Genomic DNA, 19,739 nt, shown 5'->3' on the forward strand with positions numbered 1-19,739 from the left:
CGCTTCACCGACCCGGCCACCTACCAGGGCGCCGCCGCCGCCCTCCGCGAAGCCACCCGCGACGACGAAGCGCTGTCGCTGCAGATCCCCAGCGGCGGCAGCCAGCGCGAACTGCGCTCCATCCTCGACTGGCTGGACACCGCCGGCATCGAGGCCGACGAACTGACCGTCCACACCCCCGACCTCGACGACGTGTTCTTCGCCCTGACCGGCCCCGCCAACATCCCCAACCAGACCAAGGAGAACGTCCGATGAGCTCCCTGACCCTCGCCGCCCGCGACTCGACCACGATGCTGCGCCGGAACCTCCTGCACGCGCGCCGCTACCCGTCCCTGACGCTGAACCTGCTGCTCACGCCGATCATGCTGCTGCTGCTCTTCGTCTACATCTTCGGCGACGTGATGAGCGCCGGCATCGGTGGCGGGGGCGCGGACCGCGCCGACTACATCGCCTACATCGTCCCGGGCATCCTGATGATGACCATCGGTTCCACCGTGATCGGGGCCGCCGTATCGGTCTCCACCGACATGACCGAGGGCATCATCGCCCGCTTCCGTACGATGGCGATCCACCGCGGCTCGGTGATCGTCGGGCACGTCGTCGGCAGCGTGCTGCAGGTGCTCGCCAGCCTGGTCCTTGTCGGCGCCGTCGCCGTGGCCATCGGATTCCGCTCGACCGACGCGAACGCCCTGGAATGGCTCGCGGCGTTCGGACTGCTCGCCCTGTTCGCCCTGGCACTCACCTGGATCGCCGTCGGCATGGGCCTGGCCAGCCCGAACCCGGAGGCGGCCGGCAACATGGCCATGCCCCTGATCCTGCTCCCGCTCATCTCCAGCGCCTTCATCCCGGCCGAGACCATGCCGGGCTGGTTCCAGCCGATCGCCCAGTACCAGCCCTTCACCCCCGCCATCGAAACCCTGCGCGGCCTGCTCCTCGGCACCGAGATCGGCCACAACGGATGGCTGGCCGTGGTCTGGTGCCTGGCTCTCTCCGCCCTCGGCTACTACTGGTCCAAGGCACAGTTCAACCGCGACCCGAAGTGACCGCCGTCATGACACGGGCGGCCTCCAGCAACTCGTCCCGCTCCAGGGCGGCGTACTCCGACACCGCGTCGGCGTACGCCGCCCTGCCGGCGTCCTCGGCCGCCTTCCGGGCCCGGTCCGCCGCCATCGTCGGCTGGAACTCCCTCAGTACCCGCAGCCGTTCGGCCAGCGCGAGCATCCGTACGGCAGCGGCGTCACCGGCGGCGAGTCCCGCCATTCCCAGCGCGTGCAGCACCGTCCCGAGCACCGGGAGACCCACCTGCGAGCCGGCCGGAGCCGAGAGCAGGGTCCGCAGCCCCTGCCGCAGCCGGTCGACGGTCTCCGTGACCAGCTCAAGACGGTCGGCGTGCGCGTGCGCGGTGACCGCCGCCGACTGGATCTGCAGCGCCCACGGGTCGAGCCACAGGTCGCCGCCGCTGAGCGTCGAGCCGACTTGGGGCAGTCGCTCCACGGCACTGCGCCACAGGCCGAGCCCGACCTCGGTCAGTCCGCGGGAGAGTGCGATCTCGGCGCGTCCGCCGACTCCGGGACTGTAGAACGCGACTTGGCGCGAGGCGTTGTGGCTCTCGGCCTGCCGCAGCCAGTACTCGGCCTCGTCGGGATCGCCGCGCTGCAGGCAGGCGAGGACGAGGAGCCAGCGGACGAAGATGTAGTCGTGGCCGTCGTTGAGACGCGGCAGCACCTTGAGCACCGCCTTGAGGTGCTCGTACGCCTTTTCGCCCTGCCCCGTCCGCACGTACAGCTCGCTCAGCCGGGAATGCCCCATGAGCTGCATGGACGGAGTGTCGACGGGAGCCAGTGCGGCGACCGTCCGGCGCGCCGAGGCGAGCGCGCGGTCGATGTCGTGCTCCGACTCCCAGATGTAGGTGGCTATGGACTCGGCGACGCCGGCGATCAGCGGCTGCTCGCTGTCGCTGAGCCTTCGCAGCACCTCGTAGTCGGGAGGCAGCATCTCGGGGACCGCGCTCAGCACCACCGCGCTGGCGCGCAGCAGGGTGTCCGGCGGGGCCGGAGGCAGCCGCCGGAGGGTGACGAGCTGGCGTATGGCGCGGGGGCCCTGGCCCATGAACAGGTTCGCCGTGCACAACACCGCGGCGGAGCGGGCGACTTCGACGTGCTCGGGCTCGGGGTGGTAGTGCGACAGCGGCGGGCCGGTGTCCGCGGCGAGGGCGGCGAAACGCGGGAAGTTGGAGTCGGTGGACCACAGGGAGGCGAGGACGGCGGTGAGGGCTGCGAGGGTGGGGCCGTCCGTACGGGCCAGGGCGTGCCGCAGGGCCAGTACGAGGTTGTCCTGCTCGGCCCTGATCCTTACCCAGGCGGCGAGCGGTTCCGGGCCGAAGAACCAGTCGTGGTACGTGACCCCGAAGTCCCGCGCCCAGGTGAGGAACCGATTGACGGCCTCCTCGTCCTGGCCCGCCTCCGTACACCGGGCCGCGCTGAACTCCCGTACGGTCTCCAGCATCCGGAACCGTACGCCGTCCGGGGTGTCGGCGACGGTGATCAGCGACTGATCGGCCAACTGCTCCAGCAGAAACAGCGCGTCCGCGCCGAGGACCTGCTCCGCCGCCTCGCCGGAGAGGCCGCCGGGAAAGACGGACAGCAGCCGCAACGCCGCCCTGGCTTCCTCCGCGAGGAGATTCCAGCTCCACTCCACCACCGCGTACAGCGTGCGGTGGCGCTCCGGTGTGTCCCTGGCTCCGCCGCGCAGCAGCGCGAACCGGTCGCCGAGTCGGCGGGCTATCTCCGGGACGGACAGCACCCGCACCCGCGCCGCGGCCAGCTCCACGGCGAGCGGCAGTCCGTCGAGATGGCGGCACAGCTCGGCCACCGTGTCCGGTGGCAGCTCCACTCCGGGCCGGGCGGCGCGGGCGCGCTGTGTGAACAGCTCCACGGAGGTGTCGAGACCGAGCTCCGGCAGCGTGTACACCGCCTCCGACATGAGACCGAGAGGGGCCCTGCTGGTGGCGAGCACCCGCAGGTCCTTCGAGGAGGAGACCAGGGCCCGTACGAGGTCGGAGGCGCCCCGTACGACCTGCTCGCAGTTGTCCAGGACCAGCATGGCGGGTCCGGAGCCGAGCACGCCGAGAATGCCGGACACCTGGGCGGCCGGGCCGTGGCCGCCCACGGCGCCGGGCCGGCCCTCGCCCGCGCCGAGCGCGGACGCCACTTCCACGGCCACGTCCGCGTCCGCGGTGACGCCGGCGAGCTGCACGAAATACACCACCCGCTGCTCGGCCCGGCGGCTGACGGCGTGCGCGATCCTGGTCTTGCCGAGGCCGCCGGGGCCGACGACGGTGACGGCGCGGGAGGTGCGCAACAGCCCCTGGAGCGCGGCGATGTCCTCGTCCCGGCCGAGAAGCGGGTTCGGCTCGTGCGGCACCCCGTGCCTGACCACCGGCTCCTCGCCGCGAAGCAGTTCCTGCTGTACGGCTTTGAGCCCGTTGCCCGGATTCGTGCCGAGCTCGTCGCGCAGGTCACGGCGGTACGCCTCGTACCGCGTCAGCGCGGCGGACGGGCCCGCCGTCGCCGCCTCACCGCGCAGCAGCTCGGCCAGTACCTCCTCGTCGCGCGGATTGTCCGCGGCGGCCACGCCCAGCGGTCCGGCCGCTTCCGCGTGCCGTCCAAGACGGGCAAGGGCGAGCGCCCGCGCGCGGACAAGGGTCCGGCGGACGGGGGCGCGCTCGGTGCGCAACGCGGCCACGGGGTCGCGGGTGTCGTCGGCATCGCCGGGCGTGCCCTCCCACAGCGCGAGCCCCGCCTCGGCCGCGGCGAGGGATCCCGCGTGGTCCCCGGCCCTGGCCCGGTCCGCGCTCGCGGCGGCGTGCAGCAGCAGCGCGGAGGCGTCGACCTGGTCCTCGGCGAGGGTGAGCCGGTATCCCGTCGGCGTGCTCGCGATGACGTCGGCGCCCAACTGCGCCCGCGCGCGCGACACGAGGACCTGCACCGCCCTTCCCGGCCTCTCGGGCAAGTCCTCCGGCCACAGCCCGGCCACCAGCCGTTCGGTGCTGCAGCCGGTCCGCAAGTCGCCCGCGAGCAGCGCGAGGAGACCGCGGAGCCGGGGCGCGGTGACCTCGTGTCCGCGGCAGGCGACACGTGGCAGCAGGGTCAGATCGGTAGTCACCCGTGCAGATTAGCCATGGGGCCGCCCGGGTGAACTCCGGCTGCCGCCTCGGGCTCGCCGCAGTCCCGCCGGATCACCTTGTCTCCCCCGTCCCTGAGCGCTCGGAACCCGCCTCCGAATCCCCGATTTCGGGGGTTCGGAGGCGGGTTCGGGCCGACGTCGCGACCGCCGAGCGTACGAATCCGGCTGACCGGGGCCGGTCATCAGGCGGCGTCGAGGGCCCCGGTGATCTTGCGGGCCATCTCGGCCAGGGCGGGGCTGGGCTCGCCACGGTGGGTCCGGGCGGAGGCGTCGACGGCGACGGTGACGGTGCGGCGGAAGTTGTCGGCCTCCGCCGGATCCTGCTTCTTGAGCAGGCTCATGGTCGCTGTCAGGGCCGGCAGTACGTGGTCGGCGAGTTCGGCAGTGGACTTGCCGTTCAGGTCCTTGATCTTTGTCTTCTCGGCGAGCACGTGCCCGACCGGACCGGTCGCGGAAGCCAGCGCGATACTGCCTTCGGTGGCGGCCCGGTGGGACGACCCGGCGGCGCCGGCGGCGGCCATCAGCGAGACGGCGCCGTACGCGGCGGTCCGCAGGGTGAGCTTGTCCTGGTCGGTGAAAGTGATGGCCATGGTCGTGTGCTCCTCAACTCTGTCGCGGCCCCGGTCGGGCTCGCGTCGCCTTCCTTCTGGCACAGAGCTTGCTCCCGTCCGCTTTCACGGCTGTCGCACCACGGTTTCAGTGGACAGGCCGACGATGAGAGCCGATTGAGCGCGGCTTGAGAAGCGTCTCTGAACCGGGACCGCGTGAACCGGTGGGAGCGAGCCACCGGTTGTCGTACGCGGTCGCGACGGCACCGGACCACGGCGGCACCGGACCGCGGCGGCACCGGTAAGAGCGAGCGAACTGCGCCGCATTCGACGGTCGTCCGTTGAGGCGGACCCGCCCGGCTACGCGTTCAATCGCGCCCGCAGGAGGGTGTCGATCCTCTGCCATGCCGGGGATGAGGCATTGACCGTTCCCTGAACGAGGGCCGGGATCTCGGATGCCGCCTCCGGCCCGGGAAGGTCGTCGGATCCGTAGCGTTCGCGGGTCGCCTCCGCGATCCGGCGGGCGAGGTCGTCGACGCGGGGGTCGTCGGCGTCGAGGTCGTGCGCCTGGTCGTATTCGAGGAAGAGCTGTCGTAGCGCCGGCTGGGTCAGCGACTCGGCCTGGTCGTGGACCAGCTCGATCGCCACGTCCGGGTGGGCGGCGAACACGAGGATCCACAGGTCACGCTGCAGCTCCACCCAGCGCGAGGTGAATCCAAGACCGGCCAGATGTTCCAGATGGGCGAGGACCTCCTCGGGCAGTGGTGCCAGGCTCCCGGTGGCGAGCCGGCGCAGTCGCCGCTTCGTCGCCCGCAGGCCACGGATCCGCTCGGTGAGCTGTTCGTCGATCTTGCCCAGTGCCTCCCGGAACTCGTCGTCGGACGCCGACCGCAGATCCCGGATACGGGCCAGGGGGACACCGGCCTCGGCGAGTGTCCGGATCTTGATCAGCTCGATGGCGTCGCGCGCGCCGTACCTTCGATAACCGGAAGCGTCGCGGTCGGGCTCGGGCAGGAGTCCCTTGTCGTGATAGACGCGGATGGTCTTGGTCGACACACCGACGTACCCGGCCAGCTGCCCAATGGTGATCACCCGGCCATCGTGCCACTTGACCTTTCCCCAGGGGCAGGGTCGCAGCATGGCGTCATGGCGAACACACATTTCGACCGGGAGACCCTGCGCGAGCTGGCTGACGCGGGCAACGAGACCGCATCGGACCGGTTGGCCGATCTCGCGGACGCGGCCGGCGACCTCGTCGAGCTCGGTGAGTTGCTGGACGAGGGATCCACGCGTGCCGGATTCCTGCTCACGCGACGCGCGGTCGCGGCCGGTGACCTGAGCGAGCTGCAACGGATCTCGGACGCGGGGTACGACGAGGCCGGGGGCGAGCTGGAGCGGCTGTTGAAGGGTTCCTGACGGACGAGGCGGACGCTGACGCCCAGCCCGGGGGTGACGTACGGACCCGGGGGTGACGTACGGAAAGGAGACCCGGCGCCTGGTCCGAGTACAGCCTGCTGTACCCCCTTTCGGGGTCTCCGCGGGAATGATCCGCGGCCCCGGGGCTGGTGTGCTGGACGCATCACACCAGCCCCATCCGAGAGGACACGCGGTGACCGTCCACACCACCTCAGGCATCCGAGGCGCCTTCCGACGCGCGCCGCTGACCTGGTTCTTCTTCCTCGCGTACGCACTGAGCTGGCTGGCCTGGACGCCGTACATCCTGTCGGAGAACGGGCTGGGCATCTGGCACCACGACTTCGGGTCCGACGGCTCGGGCCAGATCCTCGGCGTCCTGCCGGGCGCGTACCTCGGCCCGATCTGCGCGGCCCTGCTGATCACCTCCCTGACCGAGGGCCGCCAGGGGCTGCGGAACTGGCGGGCCCGGATGACCAAGCTCCGGGTCGGCTGGCAGTGGTACGTGCTGGTGCTGGTCTCGGTCCCCGCCGCGCTGACCCTCGCCACGGTCGGGATGACGGACACCGAGCCCGTACTCCCCGGCGTCATGGTGTTCGCCATGTACCTTCCCGGCCTGCTGGTCCAGATGATCACGACCGGCCTCGCGGAGGAGCCCGGCTGGCGCGAGTTCGCCATGCCGCGGATGCAGAACCGCTACGGCCCGCTGGTCGCGACCCTCGTCGTCGGCGTCCTGTGGGGCGCGTGGCACCTGCCGCTGTTCCTGACCGACTGGGGCGGCGGGCGGGGCCATGACCTGATGGGCGTCGTGGAGTTCATGGTCACCGCGCTCGCCTTCAGCACCGTCATGACGTGGGTGTTCAACCGCTCGGGCGAGAGCATGCCGCTGGTCATGCTGCTCCACACCAGCGTCAACAACTTCTTCTCCATGGCCTGGTCCGACATGTTCCCCGCGCTGACGGACAAGCAGGGCTCCCAGGCCTTCCTGATGGCCGCCGTCACGGTGGCGCTCATACTGCTGGCCGTCACCCGGGGCCGTCTGGGCTTCGCGGCCAAGCCGTCTCCGCAGGCCACGGAGCCGGTACCGGGCGGTGTCACTCCCCCTGTGGCGGCCGGCTCTCTGCCCAGCCCGCATCCCTCGCGGCCCGGTACCGGTGACCGTGACGCCTCGTGAGCGTCCCGCGGCGTAGGGCGGCTCTGGCGTACGGGGCCGGAAGAACCGAGTAACGTCTTTGTCATGTTCTTCCAGACGCCGATTTACGAGTGAGAGCGTGACGGGCCCCCGCTGACGTCCCCCGACATCGCCGCGCCCGTCCCCCACCGATGAATCCGTAGATCACTTCACATCACTCCGGGAGAACCCATGACCGTAAGCAAGAACATCAACAACCCCGTGGGGATGGGCGGCGGCCAGCGCAAGCGGCTGTCCCGCGCCGAACGGCAGAACAACGGCCCGCACCGCAACCTCGACCGCAAGGGTGCCGCCGACCAGAAGGCGGAGCTGGTGCGCAAGATGCGCGAGAAGGCGGGCGCGGTCGAGGGAGCCGGGCAGACGGGCGACGACACCGCACAGAGCTGACACACCGCCGCCGAGGGCGGCACCGCACGGTGCGGGGCCCGGACCGCGACACACGGTCCGGGCCTGCTGTCGTACCGGGGGTGGCCGGTCAGGGTCGGCGGCCGGGAACAGCCGGTCAGGCCGGCACGGTTGCACCCGAAGGGCCGGCGCCGCGAGCGGGAGACACGGAGATCGCAAGGTCGTCCGCCCCGCCGGGATCCGGGCCCAGGATGGTGGCACGCCCGTCGCACTCCGACCAAGACTTATTTCCGCAGGAGGACTGTTTTCCATGACCGACCGGCCCTTGACACTCATGGCAGTACACGCCCACCCCGACGACGAGGCGACCGGAACCGGAGGGATCCTCGCGCGGTACGCGGCGGAAGGCATCCGCACCGTTCTCGTGACGTGTACCGACGGCGGTTGCGGTGACGGACCAGGGGGTGTCAAACCGGGCGACCCCGGCCACGATCCGGCCGCCGTCGCCTCGATGCGCCGCCAGGAGCTCCAGGCGAGCTGTGACGTCCTGAAGATCAGCGATCTGGAACTGCTGGACTACGCGGACTCCGGAATGGCGGGCTGGCCGAGCAACGACGCCCCCGGATCCTTCTGGCAGACCCCCGTGGAGGAAAGCGCCGCCAGACTCGCGGAACTCATGCGGCACTACCGGCCCGATGTGGTCGTCACCTACGACGAGAACGGCTTCTACGGCCACCCCGACCACATCCAGGCCCACCGCATCACGATGGCCGCGGTGGAGATGACCGCGCTGACACCGAAGGTGTACTGGACGACGGTGCCCCAATCGATGATGCGGCGGTTCGGTGAGACCATGCGCGAGTTCCAGGAGGACATGCCGGAGCCGGATCCCGCCGAGACAGCAGCGCTGGCCGAGATCGGCCTCCCCGACGACGAGATCACCACGTGGGTGGACACCACCGCGTTCAGCGGTCAGAAGTTCGACGCACTGGCCGCGCACGCCAGTCAGGGCGAGAACATCTTCTTCCTCAAGATGGGCAAGGAGAGGTTCGGCGAGTTGATGGGCACGGAGACCTTCGTACGGGTCAAGGACACCACCGGCGCGGCGGTCCCCGAGAACGACCTCTTCGCCGGACTGCGCTGACCCACCGGTCAGACCGGGGCCCGAAAAAGGAACGTCGGTGAACGGCGGCCACCGGGGGCTTCGCCCAGGCCTTGGGTGAATGGCCGACAGACGACCATCACCCGAGGTCAGAGGCCCGTGGCTTTCCAGTCATCCAGACCAGTTCGAGGACCGCGCACAACTTTCGCACCACTTGCGCGTCGTCGGACAAGTCCTCCCGTTGGGCAGCCAGGCGGGCATCGAGCGTCGCCGCGACCTCCTTGCCACCTGACGGCCTGACACGGAAGACCTCAGCGTCCCCAAGGCCCAGCAGGGCGAAGTTCGGCAGGGCACGGCGTGCGGCATCGGATCGGGCCAGAGTGTGCGCGGCGAGCAGGTTCTCTGCGCGGACGGGGGCGCACAACCGTACAATCTCGACGGGTGACGTGTCCCCGGCCGGGCCCGTCAGTCCCGTTCCCGACGTAGCCAGGGCATGTGGCTCCGGCCCGTAGCGGTAGGCCCGGGAAGACGCGTTCTGGGCGCCCGCGACAGGTCTCTACGCCGACGCCCGCAGTCCATGGCGGGGCAATGGAGCACGACGCGTTCCCGGACGATGTCCCCATCAGGCCGACGTCGCGTCACCTGGCACACGCGACTGCGACGACGGCTGTGAGACTCACAGTTCAACGTCACCGGGTACTCCCAAGCTCAGAGCTCGAGTTCGATTCTCAGGTCTACTGAGTAACCCGTCCGGGGACGAGGCCGCGCAGCATGGCGTGCGTCTCGGGGTCGGTGGAATAGAGGACGGTGCCGGCCAGCCCCCTGGTCAGCAGGACCTTGTAGCTGTTGCGTGCCAGGAGTTCGAACTCCTCCGGTTCAGCATCCTTCAAGCTGCCATCTCTGCTCGCTGCCTTGCGGGCACGCCAGCCGTTGTCACGCCATACCAGGTCGGGGCCCAAGATGGTGCCGTTCCAGGCGTACTCGAACCCCTGTGCCGTGTAGATACAGCCGATCTGCCCGATTCCCCCCGGCTCCGTGGCCCACAGCGAGGATGCGGGGACCCCGCCAACGGAGCGCTCACTCTTGAGATTCCAGGGCCTACGCCAGTTTCCGATGACCACGTCATCGACAAGGCTCCCGTCGCTCCGCGGGCTGCTCCAACGCCAGCAGAAGCCGGCGGTCATGCGAGCGGTGTAGCCCGCTTCTTGCTGGAAGCGAAGATGGGTCTCCATCTCCTGGGGTGTGTCAGCGACGAGCAGTTCGAAGTTCTTGTCCGGCTGCCATGGCACCGGACCCCCTGGCTCCAGTCCCAGAAGGCGAAGCACCCAGTTCTCGTAGGCGCGACTCCCACCGCACCGGAACTGATCGTTCAGATTGACATGCCGGACGATGCAGCCTCTGGCATGCGCGGCTTGGTCTATCGTCTTGACGCTCCCCATCTCTCCCGGGCGCACCACCTGGTGCTCATCGAGCAGGAAGACCGGAACCCTGGCCGCGTCGATGAGTTCCTCAACCTGACTGCGACCGGGTCGGAATGTGTCCGGTGCGCTCTCTTTTCCCGAATGGCGGCGGATCCGGTGCGCCTCGTCACAGATCAAGACGTCTAGCCCATTCTGTTCAGCGGCAGTGAAGTCGAAGAAATACCGGAAAAGCTTCGGAAGCTTGCTGTTTTTCTCGCCAACTACGTGGCGGAGCGTCGTAGTGAAAGACCTGGAGCCGGTTGCATGGACGACAGGTCTGCCGTGCATGCTGAAGTGATTCATGAGGTTGAGGGCGATCAAGCTCTTCCCCGAGCCAGGGCCTCCAGAGACGACAATGACTTCTTTCTGGTCCGCTCGACGCGCAGCGGAAGCCGCACGTTTCACCAGGGAGGCCGCCACCTGTTGCTCATCGATCAGAAGGAACTTGCCGCCGTGCGTGATCTCGTAGGAGGCAGCGCGCATGAGCTGGCGGCCAGGGGCAATAGGGCTCTCCAGAAGAGCATCTGCTTCAAGGGCCCCGTTGAGCGAGGACAGACGGGTCTGTAGATACCGTATGAGTTCACCGCGCGTCGTTTTCGTAAACAGCTGCGCCTTCGCATCGGGAAGCCTGAAAAGCTGGTCGACGTCCAAATCTTCTGCGTTATGCAGGTAGGCGACGCCAGTAACGCCCTCCTGGCAGTCATTCAGCAGATTAGTAAAATCCTGCAGGTAGTCACAGTAGCGCCGCACTTGCGCAACGGGGTGCAGGGCTGCGTGGTTTCCTATTTTGGGGACCAGGCACAGGTCTTCGGAATCCGGCACAAGACGTGCCTCGCTCCACTGCTTGAGCTCCACAATGACATAGGAAGGCAGACCAGTCTCGGGGTGCGAACCGGCCAGGACCGCGTCGGCTCGCAGACTGGTGAGAGGCAACTTCTGCTCAATCAATACTTCGACCTCATCGAGACCGGCGTCGCACAGGACCTCCGCCAGGGCTGGGAGGCTGTTCTTCCATGCTCCGCGCTCACTTGACGACGGGTCCTGTAAGAGAAGGAGGCGATACTGCTCCGTGAGGTGCGCGACCAAGTCTGCGGGGCTGCGCTCGCGCAGCGCACGTGCGGACATACGAGCGAGGGGCACGGGGCAGCCTCCAAGAAGAAGTCGAAACGTCGTGGCAGGTAGCTTCGGCGGGCTACGGCAACTCGCCGAGTGGAGCTTGGCGCGTATTCAGACGCTCAGGGCACACAGCATCCGGTGGTAGCGGAGATGTTCTTCGTCGAGCGGATGGGGCGAGCGCCGACGAAGCGGGCGAGGACGCTCACCGCCATGCGTCCACCGCACGATGCCCTCCGCGTCGATGTAGATCTCCAGACCGTCGAAGAGAATGTGGTGATTGGGGCACAGACACAGCAGATTGGGCAGCTCGTCCGGCCCATCATGCGGAGATCCAAGCCCACGGATATGAGCGGCTTGGCTGTAGGGGCTGCCCTTGTACTGCAGACGCACTCCGCATACCTGACACTGGTTGCCGTGCAACTCCTTCACCCTTCGCGCCAACGCCGCATCACGAACCAGACGAGAAGACTTCGAATGGCGTCGCCCCGCTGGGCCGAACACCCGCTCCACATCGACGGCTTGGGCTGTCTCCTCCGCACTGCCGTTGAGCATGCCGTCGGCGGTCTCATACCCGGACAGCCCCACTCTGCCGAACAGTTCGTGCCGATCAACGGCGTCGAGATAGGTTTGGCACAGCTTCGCGACGACTTCCAAACGAGCGACCGGGTCTTTGATGATCTCGGCCGCCTCGAAGGTCAGGCCAGCGATCGGCTGAAGGGTGTCGAAAACTCCGGTCCGCGGCATTACGCCGGCGTCGTCAGGGATCCCGAGAACTTCCCACAAACCGCTGCCCTGCAGATGCCAGAAGGGGTACTCAGGAGTGACCTTGGAGCTGGGCAGCCCGAACTCGGCCAAGAGCGGTCCTACCCCAGCACGAAAACGTTGCCATGAAGCCAGGCGTGGTTTTCCTGCAGCGACTCGGGAGATGGTCCACAGGAGAGCCAGCGGTTGGTGACGGCTTGGAGTTCCTCCCTTGGAGGTGCGGTGTGTATTGAGAGCCTCGATGCGCTCCAGCATCTGGAGCGCGGTCATCGGCTTCGAAACGGAGGACGGTTCAGACGAAAGCCGCAGAGGCAACGATGAGCCCGTCTCCGGGAGCATGTGGGCAACGCGGCGGTAGTCCCCGGCCGACCTGAGGGTTACGCAGCGCAGCGGTGCTGGAACACTCAGACTCTGGAGGATCGGCGCGGCCGGCACAACTGTCGCGAATTCCTCGATGGCCCCCAACGCCATGATGTGCTCCCAGGTGAAGCCGTCTTGGTCGACGCCCCACACCGCACGAGCCACAGCAGGGCTGCGGAGCAGATGAAGGATCCGGGCGCGAGCAATGAAGCCCTTGTCGGCGTAGAAGAAAACATCATCGCCAACACGGCGATTCCTCAGCGCTTTCGCCTTCGGGTCGTTGGCCCTTCTGGCAGGGGTAGAGCCCCACAGTCGGGCTATCCCGTCCGCGTACAGGTCGCTGAGTACGCCAGCCTCCTGCGTCCCGAGCACCGTCTGAATCTCTGCGATCGGAACGCCTGTCCTCAGGGACTTCTGGAAGTTCTTCGGACCCTGTACACGAGGCCCGCCTCTCGGCTGCAGGACCAACTGCGGCAAGTAGGGCTCCGGCGCCTCCACGGAGCTGGTCGCCGTCACAGTGAAGCCGAGTGCCTCCAGCCGGCGCGCCACCGCATGTGCGCCGCCGCTGAAATCATCCGAGCTCAGCAAGATGTCGGTGGCGTACATGTGTCCCACGCCAGCTATGGCCTCGGAGTCATACCGATCACCGTCCACCACCAGGTCATAGACGGTGGGCTGACCGAAGCCATGGCGTCGCCCGAAGACTTCACGCCCGAGGTGTCTGCTGTCCCCCAACGCCGCCAGAACTCCCGACCGCGTAATGTCTCCAAGTCCCATGCCTCAAAGGCTAATCGGATCGTATGACATTACGCTCTCAATCCGCGTCTCCCTCTCGCGAGAGGTGACCGCGATGCACGGATCTCCGCGAGCAGATCGGCTGTCGTCCCCCTGGTTGGGTCCCGCCGCGGTTCGGGCTGCGGCGCTGGGAGTGCCCGTCCCGACCAGCACCAAAGCCCAACCACTCACATGGGGCACCCAATGAACTCTGCCGTCGAGCCTTCTCGGGGCGGTGCCTGGCATCACTCTCGGTCCTGGTGGTGCGCTGCATCACGAGGCCCGGACATGCCCGCTCACGAACAACCAGCAGCAGTGGTCTGGGCCGTCTCGCCGCCCAGGGCGGAGCGCGCCACCTCCCGTGTTCGGTTCCCCGCGATGTAGCGCGTGAGCCGTGTGCAAGGGGACATCGGCGGGGCGGAGAGCGGTCTATCGTGGCGCGTGTCGTGTTCCACCGGGCGATGTGCAAGTGGCTGGAGGATCTGTGCGGGCGGACGGGGACGGCACGACGGGTCAAGCGCTACCGCGGTTGCGGCTGGACGAGTTGCTGGAGGAGCTCCAGGTCCGGATCGAAGCCGTGCGCGGTACGCGTGACCGTGTGCACAGCCTTCTCGAAGCGGTGCTCTCGGTCGGCCGCGAGCTGGACCTCCCGCAGGTCCTGCGGGGCATAGTCGAGGCGGCCGTGGTGCTCGTGGACGCGGAGTACGGCGCGCTCGGGGTGATCGGTGGCGAGCAGCGGCTGTCGGAGTTCATCACGGTGGGCATCGATGACGAACTTCGCTCCCGGATCGGCGAGTTGCCCAGCGGGCACGGTCTGCTGGGTGAGTTGATCCGGCACCCGGAGCCGTTGCGGCTGGCGGAGCTGGGAGGTCATGAGTCGTCCTCCGGTTTTCCGGCCAACCATCCGCCGATGCACTCGTTCCTAGGTGTGCCCATCCGGGTGCGGGACGAGGTGTTCGGGAATCTGTACCTGACGGAGAAGCGCAGTGCCCGGGAGTTCGACGCGGAGGACGAGTCGGTCCTGTCGACCTTGGCGGTCGCGGCAGGGGTGGCGATCGAGAACGCACGCCTCTACGAGGAGGGGCGCAACCGTGAGCAGTGGCTGACGGCGAGCGCGGAGGTCACCAACAGCCTGCTCTCCGGCGCCCCCCGTGCGCAGGTGCTGGAGCTGATCGTCGAGCGTGCCGGACAGATACTCTCCGCGGACCTCGGGCTGGTGGCCGAACCTCTCGCGGGTACTGGCGAGCTCCGCACCGCCCTGGTGGTCGGGCAGGATGCCAAGACCCACAGCGGCCCTCAGCAAGAGGTCCAGGACGGTTTCATCAGTGCGGCGTTCACCAGTGCGGAGCCCGTTCTCAGCGTGAACATCGCCATGGACGAGCGGGTCATCGGCTGCGAGTCCCGCTGGGCGGGCATGGGGCCGGCCGTGGCGGTTCCGCTGGGCAGCGGGGACCGCGTACGCGGGGTGCTGGTTCTGGCCCGCACCGCGGGTCGCGAACCGTTCGCGCCTACGCAGTCCGCACCGCTGCTCGGCTTCGCCGGACAGGCCGCGCTCGCCATGGAACTGGCCGAACGCCGCCGCGACGCCGAGCAGATCGCGCTGCTGGAGGACCGCGACCGTATCGCCCGTGACCTCCACGACCTCGCCATTCAACGGCTGTTCGCCACCGGCATGACCCTGCAGAGCGCCCAGAAGTTCGCCCAGCACCCCGGAGCCGCCGAACGCATCGAGCGCGCCGTCAACGATCTCGACGACACCATAAAGATCATCCGGTCGACCATCTTCGGCCTGCGTGTGCAGCAGTCGGGCGGTTCGGACGACGGCGTACGCGCCCGGGTGGCGGCCGCGGTCGACGGAGCGGCCGCCGCGCTGGGGTTCAGCCCGGCGGTGCGTATCGAGGGGCTGGTCGACACCGAGGTGCCGCACCACATCGCCGATCACCTGATCGCGGTTCTGGTGGAGGCACTGAGCAACACCGCGCGCCACGCGGCGGCGCGCACGGTGGACGTACATGTCGCGGTGAGGGAGGGCCGGTTGACGCTGACCGTGGCGGACAACGGCACCGGCATCCCGCCGGGGGCGGCGCGCAGCGGACTGAAGAACATCGCGCGCCGGGCGGAGGAACTGGACGGCACCTTCACCTACGACACCCCTTCGGCGGGCGGCACCCGGCTGGTGTGGCACGTGCCGCTGCGGGACGCGCCACTCCAGCCGGGTGCCGCCTGACGATCCGGCTGTCCCTGCTGGGCCGGCTCTCTCCGACTTGCGGGGCTGTCCGGGCTGTTCCTCTCGGGGGGCAGCACCGACTGCCGGGAAGCACTCGCCGAGGGCAGGCCGTGCCTGCGCAGTACCCCACCGGTCAGCAGCCGCCGGATCTGCGTCCGCACCGCCTCCTCCGACAGGAACAGCCGTCGACCGATCTGCCGGTCGGTGAGCCTGTCCCCCACCAGGACCAGGAGGTGGCGCTCCCGGGCGGAGAGGCCGTTCGTACCGTGGTCCCTTCCCCCGCGGGTCAGACCGTCCAGCAGTCGCGCGGAAGTCGTCCGGTCCAGCATCGAGTGGCCGGCGGCGACGGAGCGCACGGCGACGGCGAGTCGGGTCCCCCTGATCTGCCTCAGCACGGAGCCGGACGCGCCGGCCAGAACGGCGTGCAGATGCGCGGTGTCGTCGTCGAACGAGGCGAGCGTGAGAAGTGAGAGCGCGGGCACGGCGGACCGCAGGGCGCGACAGGAAATGATGTCCTCGGTCAGCCGGACGTTCACCACGGCCACGTCGGGGCGGGCGACGGGACCCCGGATCAGCGCCTCTTCGACGGAGGCAGCGGCACCGACGGCGACCATGTCCGTCTCGGCGTCGAGCAGTTCACCCAGCCCCTGCCGGACGGCCTCGTGGCCGTCCACGAGGAACACCCGTATGGGGTGCCGTTCCGACAGGGCGCCGACCGCGGTCATGGGAGTTCCTTCATTCTCGGACGGGCGGACGGGCGGGCACGCGGACACGCGGACAGGTCGGGGCCGCGGTCACCCGTCGCGGACGTCGGCCCAGGGGGCGGGTCCGCTGCCGTAGGGGCCGTACAGGTCGAGCAGCCGGGTTCGGGTGGTGTGCAGCCGGAGGGAGACCACCTGCCCCACCCACAGGGCTACCGCGGCGCCGAGCGCGGGGTCGTCCCGGCAGAGGAGACGTGCCGCGACGGCGTCGAACTCCCAGGCGCGTACGGGGGTCATGGTCTCCGCACCCAGATGCCATACGTACGGTGCGAACAGCCAGGACCACCCGACAAGCTGCCCCGGGCCCAAGGTGTCGATCACGGGGGACCGACGGCCCGGAACACGCGTGTCGAGAGTGATGCAGCCGGTACGCACGATCCAGAAGCGGTCGGCACGGTGTCCCTCCTCGAAGAGCCGGGTGCCTTGGGGGAAGTTGACCTCGCGGGCGCATTGCATGAGCCGCTCACGATGGGCAGCCGGGAGGGCGCTCAGCAGGGTGGTGGCCTTCATCCTCATCGCGTATGTCTCCTTGTCGCGGGTGCTCGGGACGGTGGGAGTCCCCCCAAGGCTCCGACCGGGGATCGCACCCCTTCAAGGGCTGTCCGGGTACCTCGGGGGGCCGAACAGCCCTCATCTCCGGCCGATCACGTTCTGCGCGGCCGGGGCGCCCAACGGGCCCAACCGGGCCCCGAAGCAGGGACGTTCGGCCCTGCGGAGAGGACCCGGGCGGCACCGGCGCCACCCAGGGCCGGCGCGGGAGATTGAGGACACACCGGATCGGACACGACAGGCCACCGCACGACGGAGACCCGTTCACCGCGCCGCTCGCCCCTGAAAGGGATGACAGACATGGCCGTTCACCAGAGCCCCCGTCACACCGGCTTCCGACTCTCCTCGTTGAGGGGAGCCACGCGCTCCACCACCACGGACGACACCGCCCAGCCTCTGGCCGTCGGCGGAACGTTCGCCCGGATCGCCGCCACCGCACGCATCCTGCTCGGGTTCGTCTTCCTCTGGGCCTTCTTCGACAAGGCGTTCGGCTGGGGGTACGCCACCCCGTCCAAGGGAGCCTGGATCAACGGTGGTTCCCCGACGGAGGGCTTCCTGAGCGGTGTCGCCGCGGGGCCGCTGGAGTCGACGTTCCACTCCTGGGCCGGTGCGACCTGGGCCAACTGGCTGTTCATGCTGGGACTTCTGGGGATCGGCATCGCCCTCACCAGTGGCATCGCCCTGCGCCTGACCGCCGCCGCCGGCACGGTGATGATGGCGCTGATGTGGGCGGCCGAATGGCCCCCCGCCAAGAGCCTGTCCGACGGCGCGCCGAGCATGTCCTCGAACCCGGTCGTCGACTACCACCTGGTGTACGCGGTCGTCATGATCGCCCTGGCCGTCGCCGCCGCGGGCCGTACGTGGGGGCTCGGCAGGGTGTGGCAGAACCTCCCGGTCGTACGGGACCACCGCTGGCTGGCCTGACCGCCCCCTCCGCACAACCACCTACGGCCGGGGCCGTCCGGCCCGGCTCGGGACCGTACGGCCCCCGCCCCCGCCCCCGCCTCACTCGTGGAGCGGACGCCGGACCCCAAGCGACTGACCGCCTGACCGCCTGACCGCACGCGTTCACCGTGACATCAACCAGGAGGTACACCATGCTTCGCCCCGTACTCGTAGGCGTCGACGGATCCCCGGAGAGTCTCGCCGCAGCCGAATGGGCCGCCGCGGAAGCCTCGTTGAGCGGCCATCCCCTGCGGCTGGTGCGTGCCTGGGAGGAAGTCTCGTACCCGTCGGGCTCAGTGCCGGACGTGGCGGGCGGGCGGCACGGGGCGGGCCGCGCCCTGCGGGCGGCCGAGGGCCACCTCACGCGGAAGTTCCCGGGTACGCGGCCGACGTGTGAACTGGTCCAAGGACCGGCGGTCCCCACCCTGTTGGCCGCCGCCGCGGAAGCCGAGACACTGGTGCTCGGGTCACGGGGCCTGAGCGGCGCGGCCGGATATCTCGCGGGCTCCGTCGCGTCGGACGTCGTGGCCCACGCGGCGCGTCCGGTGGTTCTCGTACGGTCGGCGGCCCACCGGAACACCGCGGCGGACGCGGCCCCCGTCACCGCGTCGCCGGACCGGGTCGTCCTCGGGATCGACCTGGCGCATCACTGCGAGAAGGTGATCGAGTTCGCGTTCGATGCGGCCGGCCGCCGCGGCGCGTCCCTGTACGTCCTGCACTCGTACGACCTGCCCATGGCCTACGCGATCGCCTCCGCCCAAATGCCCGAGTACCAGGACTTGTTGGCCGAGGAGCGTACGGACGCGCTGACGGCCGTACTGCGGCCGTGGCAGGAGAAGTACCCGACTGTGCACGTCACGGCCGACGCGGTCATGGACCGGGCGGCGGACCGGCTGGTGAAGGCCGCTTCGGGCGCCGCTCTGCTCGTGATCGGCCGACAGGAGCGCAGGTCCCGCCTCGGGGCCCATCTCGGCCATGTGGCCCACTCGGTGATCCATCACGCCGTGTGCCCGGTGGCCGTGGTCCCGCACGGCTGAGGTCTTCGGCGGCCCGTCGGTGGGTGGACCCCGGCGGGCCGCCGCCGACACCTTCACGCACCCGCCGCCTGTCATGGACCGGGCTGCCCTGGTAAGCCCGGCGCAGGACGGTCCACTATGGGCAGTGCCGGGGAACGTACTCCCGAGACCGCGAAGGGCCACGATGACAGACAGTCAGGACTCCTCACCGCAGGAGCCGATCCGGGTCTTCCTGCTCGACGACCACGAAGTGGTCCGGCGAGGTGTGCACGACCTGCTGGACGCGGAATCCGGCATCGAGGTCGTCGGCGAGGCGGGGAGCGCCGAACAGGCCCTGGCGCGGGGGCCGGCGCTGCGCCCCGACGTCGCCGTGCTGGACGTACGGCTGCCCGACGGCGACGGCATCACGGTCTGCCGGGAGTTGCGGTCGAGAATGCCCCACCTCGCCTGCCTGATGCTGACGTCCTTCGACGACGACGATGCCCTCCTCGACGCGATCATGGCCGGGGCCTCGGGTTACGTCCTCAAGGAGATCAAGGGCAACGACCTGGTCGCGGCGGTCCGTACCGTCGCCTCCGGCCAGTCGATGCTCGACCCGGCAACCACGACCCGCCTGATGAGCAGCCTGCGCGGCAAGGAACCCTCCCAGGCGGACAAGCCGTCGGCATTGGCCGGTCTCACCACGCGGGAACGGGAGATCCTGGACCTGATCGGCGAAGGACTGACCAACGCGGGGATCGGCAAACGTCTCTTCCTGTCGGAGAAGACAGTCAAGAACAACATCTCCCGGCTCCTCGCCAAGCTCGGCGTGGAGCGGCGCATCCAGGCAGCCGTCCTGGCGACCCGGACCGCGCCGCGGCCTCCCGCGCACGGGTAGTTCCCGCCGTAACACCTTCCCGCGCCCACCTCGCCGTCACAGTGGCCGACCACAGCGCGCCGGGACCTGGCCGCCGGGCTGGGAGATTCCGCGCTGAACCCCGGGAC

Annotated in this window: 16 protein-coding genes and 1 pseudogene; 10 read left to right on the plus strand and 7 right to left on the minus strand. The window is 69.2% G+C overall.

From position 1 onward, the window contains the following. Together IEY79_RS30875 and IEY79_RS30880 are read left to right on the plus strand one after the other, a co-directional pair. Positions 1-255: pseudogene (locus tag IEY79_RS30875) on the plus strand (ABC transporter); the annotation flags it as partial. Beyond that, positions 252-1,043, plus strand: coding sequence for an ABC transporter permease (locus tag IEY79_RS30880; RefSeq protein ID WP_189110951.1), 792 nt, complete (start codon positions 252-254; stop codon positions 1,041-1,043). The pseudogene IEY79_RS30875 and the gene IEY79_RS30880, both read left to right, overlap by 4 nt. On the opposite strand, the gene IEY79_RS30885 is transcribed toward IEY79_RS30880, so the two are convergent. The 3 genes from IEY79_RS30885 to IEY79_RS30895 all read right to left on the minus strand — a co-directional run bounded on the left by IEY79_RS30885 (position 1,024) and on the right by IEY79_RS30895 (position 5,825). Then, complete coding sequence (locus IEY79_RS30885) at positions 1,024-4,164, minus strand: ATP-binding protein (RefSeq protein WP_189110952.1); 3,141 nt, start codon at positions 4,162-4,164, stop codon at positions 1,024-1,026. The two genes, IEY79_RS30880 and IEY79_RS30885, sit on opposite strands and share 20 nt — an antisense overlap. A gap of 203 nt (positions 4,165-4,367) precedes the next feature. Continuing rightward, entirely contained in the window at positions 4,368-4,775 is a 408-nt protein-coding gene (locus IEY79_RS30890) for a hypothetical protein (protein WP_189110953.1), read from the minus strand. Between the two features lie 318 nt (positions 4,776-5,093). Then, positions 5,094-5,825 (minus strand): MerR family transcriptional regulator, encoded by a 732-nt coding sequence (locus tag IEY79_RS30895; RefSeq protein ID WP_189110954.1) that lies wholly within the window; start codon positions 5,823-5,825, stop codon positions 5,094-5,096. Positions 5,826-5,879: 54 nt separating this feature from the next. Between IEY79_RS30895 and IEY79_RS30900 the strand changes: the two genes are divergently transcribed. The 4 genes from IEY79_RS30900 (at position 5,880) to IEY79_RS30915 (ending at position 8,827) form a co-directional block, all read left to right on the plus strand. Continuing rightward, positions 5,880-6,149 carry a hypothetical protein gene (locus tag IEY79_RS30900; RefSeq protein WP_189110955.1) on the plus strand — a complete coding sequence of 90 codons (270 nt, stop codon included), beginning with the start codon at positions 5,880-5,882 and terminating at the stop codon, positions 6,147-6,149. A gap of 193 nt (positions 6,150-6,342) precedes the next feature. Beyond that, positions 6,343-7,320 (plus strand): CPBP family intramembrane glutamic endopeptidase, encoded by a 978-nt coding sequence (locus IEY79_RS30905; protein WP_229701262.1) that lies wholly within the window; start codon positions 6,343-6,345, stop codon positions 7,318-7,320. 189 nt (positions 7,321-7,509) lie between these two features. Continuing rightward, positions 7,510-7,725, plus strand: a complete 216-nt coding sequence (locus IEY79_RS30910; RefSeq protein WP_189110957.1) for a DUF6243 family protein — start codon at positions 7,510-7,512, stop codon at positions 7,723-7,725. A gap of 268 nt (positions 7,726-7,993) precedes the next feature. Further along, complete coding sequence (locus IEY79_RS30915) at positions 7,994-8,827, plus strand: PIG-L family deacetylase (RefSeq protein ID WP_189110958.1); 834 nt, start codon at positions 7,994-7,996, stop codon at positions 8,825-8,827. Positions 8,828-9,519: 692 nt separating this feature from the next. Here IEY79_RS30915 and IEY79_RS30920 read toward each other — a convergent pair. Beyond that, a complete protein-coding gene (locus tag IEY79_RS30920) occupies positions 9,520-11,370 on the minus strand; it encodes a DUF2075 domain-containing protein (RefSeq protein WP_189110959.1) in 1,851 nt (616 codons plus the stop codon). Positions 11,371-11,472: 102 nt separating this feature from the next. Continuing rightward, positions 11,473-13,260: an HNH endonuclease gene (locus IEY79_RS37620; RefSeq protein WP_229701263.1), complete on the minus strand. Its 1,788-nt coding sequence runs from the start codon at positions 13,258-13,260 to the stop codon at positions 11,473-11,475. Between the two features lie 466 nt (positions 13,261-13,726). Here IEY79_RS37620 and IEY79_RS30930 point away from each other — a divergent pair, with 466 nt between their 5' ends. Beyond that, complete coding sequence (locus tag IEY79_RS30930) at positions 13,727-15,484, plus strand: sensor histidine kinase (protein ID WP_308426703.1); 1,758 nt, start codon at positions 13,727-13,729, stop codon at positions 15,482-15,484. Here the strand turns inward: IEY79_RS30930 and IEY79_RS30935 are convergent. Both IEY79_RS30935 and IEY79_RS30940 read right to left on the minus strand, forming a co-directional pair. After that, positions 15,400-16,209, minus strand: coding sequence for a response regulator transcription factor (locus IEY79_RS30935; RefSeq protein WP_189110960.1), 810 nt, complete (start codon positions 16,207-16,209; stop codon positions 15,400-15,402). The two genes, IEY79_RS30930 and IEY79_RS30935, sit on opposite strands and share 85 nt — an antisense overlap. A gap of 69 nt (positions 16,210-16,278) precedes the next feature. After that, positions 16,279-16,761 carry a cyclic nucleotide-binding domain-containing protein gene (locus IEY79_RS30940; RefSeq protein WP_373292664.1) on the minus strand — a complete coding sequence of 161 codons (483 nt, stop codon included), beginning with the start codon at positions 16,759-16,761 and terminating at the stop codon, positions 16,279-16,281. Positions 16,762-17,094: 333 nt separating this feature from the next. Here IEY79_RS30940 and IEY79_RS30945 point away from each other — a divergent pair, with 333 nt between their 5' ends. From IEY79_RS30945 to IEY79_RS30955, 3 genes are all read left to right on the plus strand, one after another. Next, complete coding sequence (locus IEY79_RS30945) at positions 17,095-17,718, plus strand: DoxX family protein (RefSeq protein ID WP_189110961.1); 624 nt, start codon at positions 17,095-17,097, stop codon at positions 17,716-17,718. A gap of 173 nt (positions 17,719-17,891) precedes the next feature. Continuing rightward, on the plus strand, positions 17,892-18,776 hold the full coding sequence (locus tag IEY79_RS30950) for a universal stress protein (RefSeq protein WP_189110962.1): 885 nt from the start codon (positions 17,892-17,894) through the stop codon (positions 18,774-18,776). A 163-nt stretch (positions 18,777-18,939) separates the two neighbouring features. Continuing rightward, positions 18,940-19,632, plus strand: coding sequence for a response regulator (locus IEY79_RS30955; RefSeq protein WP_189110963.1), 693 nt, complete (start codon positions 18,940-18,942; stop codon positions 19,630-19,632). The last annotated feature ends 107 nt before the right edge of the window (positions 19,633-19,739 follow it).

This window comes from Streptomyces camponoticapitis (assembly GCF_014646115.1).
In the GTDB taxonomy this organism is placed as follows: domain Bacteria; phylum Actinomycetota; class Actinomycetes; order Streptomycetales; family Streptomycetaceae; genus Streptomyces; species Streptomyces camponoticapitis.